The organism is Methylobacterium ajmalii (assembly GCF_016613415.1).
Taxonomy (GTDB): Bacteria; Pseudomonadota; Alphaproteobacteria; order Rhizobiales; family Beijerinckiaceae; genus Methylobacterium; species Methylobacterium ajmalii.
In genome coordinates, this window is sequence record NZ_JACWCT010000169.1 from 2,272 (window position 1) to 2,744 (window position 473).

Consider the following 473-nt stretch of genomic DNA (forward strand, 5'->3'; position numbering starts at 1 on the left):
GCGACGCGCTGCGGCCCGTCACAATCGACGGCTTGAGCCTCATCACCAGCGCTAACCAGATTAACGGCAACGCCGCGATCACCTTGCGCTACGGGGCCACCACCTCGAACATCTTCAAGGGCCCGCGGATCACCAACGTGGAGATTGCCGGCGTCGGCAATAACGCCACCTACTGGAGCAAGGGCATCGACGCCTACAATATCTGGGGCTTCGATTTTCACGGCATCCACATTCGCGGCAAGGATGTCGGCGGCGCCACATCTTTCCCGAGCGCCAATATGGGCGCCGCGATCAGCATCACGGGCGAGAGCGGCGGTGGCTGCTCGGATGGCAAAATCTCCGGCGTCAACGTCTTCTTCGCGCGCTACGTCGGCTACGTAAGCGGCGACTGCGAAGGGCTGCACTGGACGGACAACACCGGCGTCGCGGTCGACCAGGGTGTTACCTGGCCCAACGCCAAGGGGCATCCTGGC

1 protein-coding gene is annotated in these 473 nt (G+C 63.4%); it reads left to right on the forward strand.

The genetic code is table 11. From position 1 onward, the window contains the following. Positions 1 to 32: 32 nt before the first annotated feature. Positions 33 to 473 (forward strand): hypothetical protein (locus HPY23_RS34280; RefSeq protein ID WP_200649719.1); only part of this gene is annotated, 441 nt, incomplete at its 3' end.